Below are 6,071 nucleotides of genomic sequence, written 5' to 3' on the forward strand. Positions count from 1 at the left end.
GGCAGAATAGAATTCCTGTTCGGACAGCGCAGACTCGAGGCTGGAGTCTTCCCATACACGCATATAATGTGTCTGCAGCAGATGTGCTGTGAGCCCTTCACGGTTTAACAGATTTCGCCAGGATGGCACTGCAAGGTTCAGCAAGTTCGCAAGCGCAGTACGGCCTTTATCTACCGAGTCTTTACGGGCAGCGAGAGCAAAGCGAATCATCCATGGCAGGCTCTGGGGCCAATGCTTTACCGGAACGGCCAATGCGCCATGGGGATCTCGCAACATCGACCATGCATGGCGTATGTTTTCAGCCGTGGCCAACGGCTCGATGAGTTCGCTGGCAATGAAACCGGCATTGCCATATGACGCCCCGTGACCAGGCTTTCCGTGTTCCAGCAACGTAACTTGGGCACCACAACTGAGCAGCTCCAACGCCGTGCAAAGGCCAATCAAGCCTGCGCCAATCACTACATAACTATTGTGGGAATCCATGGAAAGACCTCTGATGTTGGTGCGGCCTGCTCAGCGGCGCGGATGCCGCGGTCCAAACGCTTTGAGTTATGGATCGCGTAAGTCGATATTCACGCATGCTTGTCGAGGAAGGTGTCGTAAGCAAGCGATGCGGCGGCCAGGTCTTCCAGGGCTGTACCGACTGCCTTGAATAAGGTGATTTCAGATGCGCTCGTGCGACCAGGGTGCTGATTTCTGCAGAGCTGCTCTAAGGTGGCGGCAACTTGCTGTTCGCTGAAAACGCCCGTTTCCATTGGCGCAAGCACGTCGCCGGCTTTGAGCAGTGCTTCGCTGGTGTCGATGAACACTGTGCTTTTTTGGAAACATTCATCATCGCTCTCACGCATGGCTGGCGTGAAGCTACCAATGAGATCCAGATGGGTACCTGGTCTGAGCCATTCACCCTGAATCAAAGGTGCATTGGACAGGGTTGCGCAAGTGATGATGTCTGCTTTCTGCGCGGCATCAGCAAGGTCATCCATGGCTTGTGCATTGATGCCCTGGGCGCGAAGCTTGGTCACCAAGGCGTCTGCTGCTTCGCGCCGCAGATCCCATACAAACACGCGCTCAATAGGGCGTACGGTTCGGTAGGCATCAGGCAACAGGCTGCCAACGCGGCCGGCACCGACGACCAGTAGCGTATTCGAGTCTGGGCGGCTCAGCCTTTTTGCTGCGAGTGCTGAAGCTGCCGCTGTGCGTCTGGAGGTGATCACATCTCCATCCAGGATCGCCAATGGCGCTCCGGTGACAGCATCGTACAAAATGAAAACCGAATGCAGCCCTGGCAGGCCATGGACGTGATTATTCGGGAAGATGGAAACGGTTTTAACGCCTAGCCGCTTTCCTGGCTGCCATGCCGGCATGAGCAGGAGGATGCCATCTTCGCCAGAATTGTTGCCTGCGATGGAGTGATTGTGCCGCAGCGGAACCTCGCATCCCTCTTGGAAATAGGCTTCCAGGGCCTGGATGAGCTGCTCAAAAGGGAGCAGTGCAGTTGTTTGGTGGCTAGAGAGGACGTGCATGTTATGCTCCGGTCGGTGCAGGAATGATTCCTCATCCTGCTTGTTTTTTTCGTATGGGAAAATTTATAGCGCAAAAGAAAATGCACGTCCAGAGCTTTGTCGGGCGCGCTGCGCGGAACACCTCATGAATACAGAACATGATCAAATCGCCTCGGCGCAAAGCGGGCAGGAACTCTCCAGTAGTGTCTTGGCTGGAAAACTGAGATGGCTGCGTCGTCAGGCCAATATGACGCTCCAGCAGCTCAGTCAACGCTGCGCGATCTCTGTGTCTGCGCTTTCTAAGATAGAAAATGACCAGTTGTCGCCCACCTACGAGAAAATCGCTGCGTTGGCGTTGGGACTGGGTGTGGATGTCGGTGAGTTGTTCAGCCCGACCACCAAAGCATCAGCGCTTGGGCGCAGAAGCGTGACCCGTAGAGGCCAGGGAGTCACGCATGAAACCGATCAGTACCGCTACGAGATCCTTCATGCTGATTTGGCTGAAAAGAGATTCGTACCGCTCGTGACGACGATCAAGGCCCATGATCGCGCCGACTTCCCGCGTCTGCTCAGTCACGATGGGGAAGAGTTACTTTATGTATTGAGTGGCCAGGTGGTCTTGCATACAGATCTCTACGCTCCATTAGAGTTGGGGCCAGGAGATTCTTGCTATATCGACAGCACAATGGGGCACGCATGTATTTCCGGATCCGGGGCGGATGCGACCATTCTTTGGATCAGCTCTCATGCTGATCTTCGGTAGATGGCAGTCGCCTGTTCCTGAAGTAAGCCGGCGAGTCCAACCACAAGTGTACCGTCCTGCAGCTGGGTGGAAAGAATCCGGCTGCGGTCATGAACACCTGCGAAGACCTTGACGAAGTGACCCAATACGTTATCGCTGGTGCGTTCTGAAGCAGGGATGAGAACGGTTCCGCTTCCTCTCGTCTGATCGTGTACCAGGACGTGAAAGACCAACTGCTGGGGCTGATCGACACCTGGAGGACTGGAATCTGGGCAACCCGCTCGAGCCGGGCAAACGCCTGGACGCGATGGCCAGCAAGTCGCACTTCGAGCAATCCGCGTTGTTCTGAACGGATTGATTCAAAGGTGAAGTGTTCCACAGGCGTGCATTGAATATCACAGTGGATACAGATCCGTAACCCGGCGGGTATGTTAGGTGTTTTTAATCAGATAATTGACGAACAACCGAAACAACTCAGCGTTTCCGGTTAAGCCTAGCCTCTGCCAGATGTTGTGTCGGTGCACCTTCACCGTGCCCTCGGAGATCTCCAGCTCGCGGGCGATCGACTGACTGCTATGCCCTTGCAGGATCAGCTTTGCCACACGCCGCTGGGTTTCAGTCAGTTGGCCCTGAAGGATATCGACGAAAGCATCTTCCAACTGGCTATCGGACTCCTGCGGGTTTGCCAGGTCATCGGCATGAGCCAGGCGCAGATGCTGGCTGAGAATGGCATCAATCACTGGCGTCAACGCTGCCAGCCGCAGCGCTTCTTCGGCCTTGAACGTGCCCTTGTCCAGGCCACGCATCAGCGAATAAACCAGTGCGGTTCGAGGCCTTACCGGCACAATGAAACCGATCTCCTCGATCAGGCTGCCGTGGTGCGACGAGACGCAGGGGTGAATGTCCTGGGAGATGGAAAAGCCTGAGGCGAAGAAGCTGTCTGGGGCTAGTTCGCGCATGCGCCACAGGCCGGCCGGGTGGTTGTTGGTACAGGCGACGTAGAACGGATCGAGCAGGTAACCGCCACGCAGGTAGGCTTTCAACGTACGCTCGGCGACTCGCTGGTTGTAGCCGTCATGAATTAGGAGCGCAGGCTGGTTGAACCGAAACAGGTAGGCGCAGCTCATGTCGAAGTCGACCACGTCCTTGAGCGCGATGTCTAGGGTCGGGCCCAGTGCGTCGCTGCCGATGCTGCGAATGACCGCCCCCAGGTGATTGGCGTTGTCGCTGTTCATTGTGGTTGCCCGTGCGGTGTGGGAGAAGGCACAAATGCCGCCCGGCTTCGCAAGCCCGGACAGCATTGAACGATGCCCGGCCCTGTCAGTGCAACGGTGCATTGGAGGGCAGCAGGCTGGCCTCTTCTTCCTGGTGGCCGAGCTCCAGTGCCTTGGGCACTGCTAGCCAGTAGGCCAACAGCATGCCCAGCAGTCCACCGGCGAGTTTGCCGATGATCAGCGGCCCGATCAGCGTAGGCTGGAAGTTGGCCGAGTAGGCCAGATGATCACCAAAGGTGAAGGCGGCGCACACGGCAAAGGCAATTACCAATACCTTGTCTTTCGGCGGCATTTCGGCCACCAGGCGGAACATGGCCAGGATGTTGGCTGAGGCCGCGAGAATGCCAGCGGCACCTACCGGCGACAGGCCGAGTTTCGACGCCACCTTTTCGATCGGCTGCGACAGGAACCGCTTGATCAGGTACACCATCGGGAACGCACCACAGAGCATGATGCCCACATAGCCGGCAATTTCCAGCGCTCGGAACTGGTCTTCCTTGTCGGCGATGATCGGGGCGAAGCCCCAGTCACCGAACAGCGAAGTGAACGCACCGGTGAAGTACTCGACGATCGAAGCCACCAGCACCAGGGTCACGGCTGCGTACATCAACTGCCCCAGCTTGAGGAACAGGCTGACCATGAGGTTGGGCAGATAGCACAGCGCTGTCGCCAGTGCCAGGCAGAATAGGATCAGCGGCGACAGGTTGCGCAGCAGGGTCGGCAAGGTGAAGTGCAGCGCCTGCGTCGCGGCGCCTGCCGTGGCGATGTCCGGACGCACACCCAAGCCCATGGCCTGCATGCCCATGGCGATCAGCACGATGCTGATCGGGATGCTCAGCAGTCCGGTCATGATGCCCAGCGCCATGTATTTGTGGTCGGCCTTGTTGAGCATGGCCAGGCCTACCGGGATGACGAAGATCACCGTCGAACCGCACTGGAAACCGATGATCAGGCCGAGGATCCAGCCTTCGGGGCTATGCGACAGTGCTTGGGCCAGCTGGTAACCGCCAAGGTCCGAGGCGATGAAGATCGGCCCGGCAATACCGGCATCGGCGCCCACGGCCAGGAACAATGGGCCGATGAATTGGGTGATGAAACTGGAAATGAATGGGATTGCGGCCATGATTCCGGCCACCGGGATGAAGATCGGCCCGATGCTGTGCAAGCCGGCAGTGAACTCCTTGGCCAGTTCGGATTCCGCGTTGATGATCGATGCGATCGCGCCGATCACGGCGCACACCATGATCACGTAGATGACGTAAGTGCCTATGTTTTCCATCTGCTGCCTCTGTCTTGTTGGAATTGGCTTGGGGGCAGAGTTGAAGGGTGCTGAATGTTGTTCTTGTTAGTGGCCGGCAGCGTACTGCAGGCCGGGCATTACATGGCGGTGTAGGCGTTGTCGACGAATAGGTGCGAGCCGCTGACGAAGCTCGATTCGTCACTGGCCAGGAACAGCGCGGCGTTGGCCACTTCGGTCGGATCGCACAGTCGCCCCTGCATGGTTTTGATCGCTTCCTCGGAAGCGTCTACACCATAACCGCGCAAGAGATCGATTTCGCGGCGGCCATGGGCGGTGCCGATGAAGCCCGGGCAAATGGCGTTGCTGCGGATATTCTGATCTCGATATTCCACGGCCAGAGCGCGGGCGAACATGTGACAGGCACCCTTGGTGGTGCAATACAGCACCTCCATCGGCGTGCCGACCACCGCCGAAATCGACGAGGTGCAGATTACACTGCCGCCGCCCGCTGCGAGCATGCCTGGCAATACCGCCTTGGTGACCAGGAACATGCTTTTTACATTCACGCTCATCAGTCGGTCCCATTCGGCTTCTCTGGTCTCCAAAAACGGACCGGCGGCGATGATGCCGGCGTGGTTCATCAGTACCGTAACAGGACCGAAGTGCGCCTGGGCCTGTGTCACGGCGCGGTGCACCTGGTCGGCCTTAGACACATCGGCCGCGACGAACAGCGCCTGACCGCCTTCGGCATTGATCCGCGACGCCACAGCTTCGCCCTGGCTGTGCGGCAGATCGAGGATTACCACCTTGGCGCCTTCGGCGGCGAACAGTTCCGACGCGGCCAGGCCGCAACCGCCTGCGCCACCGGTAATGAGTGCCACCTTGCCTTTCAATCGATCCATGGGTGTATTCCTCGGTTGTTGTGGTTGTACTTCCAAACTAAAACCGAGGGTCAGGGGCGTAGATATACCTAAGGGTATATACCCCGGATCTTGATTAGACTTATGCTCTTTGCAGCAAACATTACCGCTCGACGCTGCTCCATCGAGTGCGGTCCATGAACATCACCTACTACCCATTTACCTTGGCATATCAGGTGAGAAATTCCACGGCAGCAGCGCTTCGTGGTCTTCTTCTGAAGATGCACGCGGCGGCCGCTCTAGTACGTGGCGCAGCCACGTATGGGGCTTCTGGCCGTTAACTTTGGCGGTCCCGACCAAGCTATAGATCGGCACGGAAACTGGGAGATCTCAACGGTGACCGGTGCGTAAGCACCGGGCGGAGCAGGAAAGGTCAAAACCCGTAACCCTGCT

General features: G+C 57.7%; 6 protein-coding genes and 1 pseudogene. 1 reads left to right on the forward strand and 6 read right to left on the reverse strand.

Annotated elements, in window-relative coordinates:
- On the reverse strand, window positions 1-483 hold a 483-nt coding region (locus HP546_RS24185; RefSeq protein ID WP_172230483.1), incomplete at its 3' end, for an FAD-dependent oxidoreductase.
- Window positions 484-572: 89 nt separating this feature from the next.
- Window positions 573-1,523: an ornithine cyclodeaminase family protein gene (locus HP546_RS24190; RefSeq protein ID WP_172230486.1), complete on the reverse strand. Its 951-nt coding sequence runs from the start codon at window positions 1,521-1,523 to the stop codon at window positions 573-575.
- A 124-nt stretch (window positions 1,524-1,647) separates the two neighbouring features.
- On the opposite strand from HP546_RS24190, the gene HP546_RS24195 reads away from it, so the two are divergent.
- Window positions 1,648-2,265, forward strand: a complete 618-nt coding sequence (locus tag HP546_RS24195) for a helix-turn-helix domain-containing protein (protein ID WP_172230489.1) — start codon at window positions 1,648-1,650, stop codon at window positions 2,263-2,265.
- 410 nt (window positions 2,266-2,675) lie between these two features.
- Here the strand turns inward: HP546_RS24195 and HP546_RS24200 are convergent, their stop codons facing one another.
- The 4 genes and pseudogenes from HP546_RS24200 to HP546_RS24215 all read right to left on the reverse strand — a co-directional run.
- Window positions 2,676-3,479, reverse strand: a complete 804-nt coding sequence (locus HP546_RS24200; RefSeq protein WP_172230499.1) for a LuxR C-terminal-related transcriptional regulator — start codon at window positions 3,477-3,479, stop codon at window positions 2,676-2,678.
- 85 nt (window positions 3,480-3,564) lie between these two features.
- Window positions 3,565-4,797, reverse strand: coding sequence for an ethanolamine utilization protein EutH (gene eutH / locus HP546_RS24205; RefSeq protein WP_172230493.1), 1,233 nt, complete (start codon window positions 4,795-4,797; stop codon window positions 3,565-3,567).
- 98 nt (window positions 4,798-4,895) lie between these two features.
- Entirely contained in the window at window positions 4,896-5,660 is a 765-nt protein-coding gene (locus HP546_RS24210) for an SDR family NAD(P)-dependent oxidoreductase (RefSeq protein WP_172230496.1), read from the reverse strand.
- A 177-nt stretch (window positions 5,661-5,837) separates the two neighbouring features.
- Window positions 5,838-5,996: pseudogene (locus HP546_RS24215) on the reverse strand (transposase domain-containing protein); the annotation flags it as partial.
- Window positions 5,997-6,071 lie beyond the last annotated feature (75 nt).

Source organism: Pseudomonas sp. CM25, assembly GCF_013179705.1.
In the GTDB taxonomy this organism is placed as follows: domain Bacteria; phylum Pseudomonadota; class Gammaproteobacteria; order Pseudomonadales; family Pseudomonadaceae; genus Aquipseudomonas.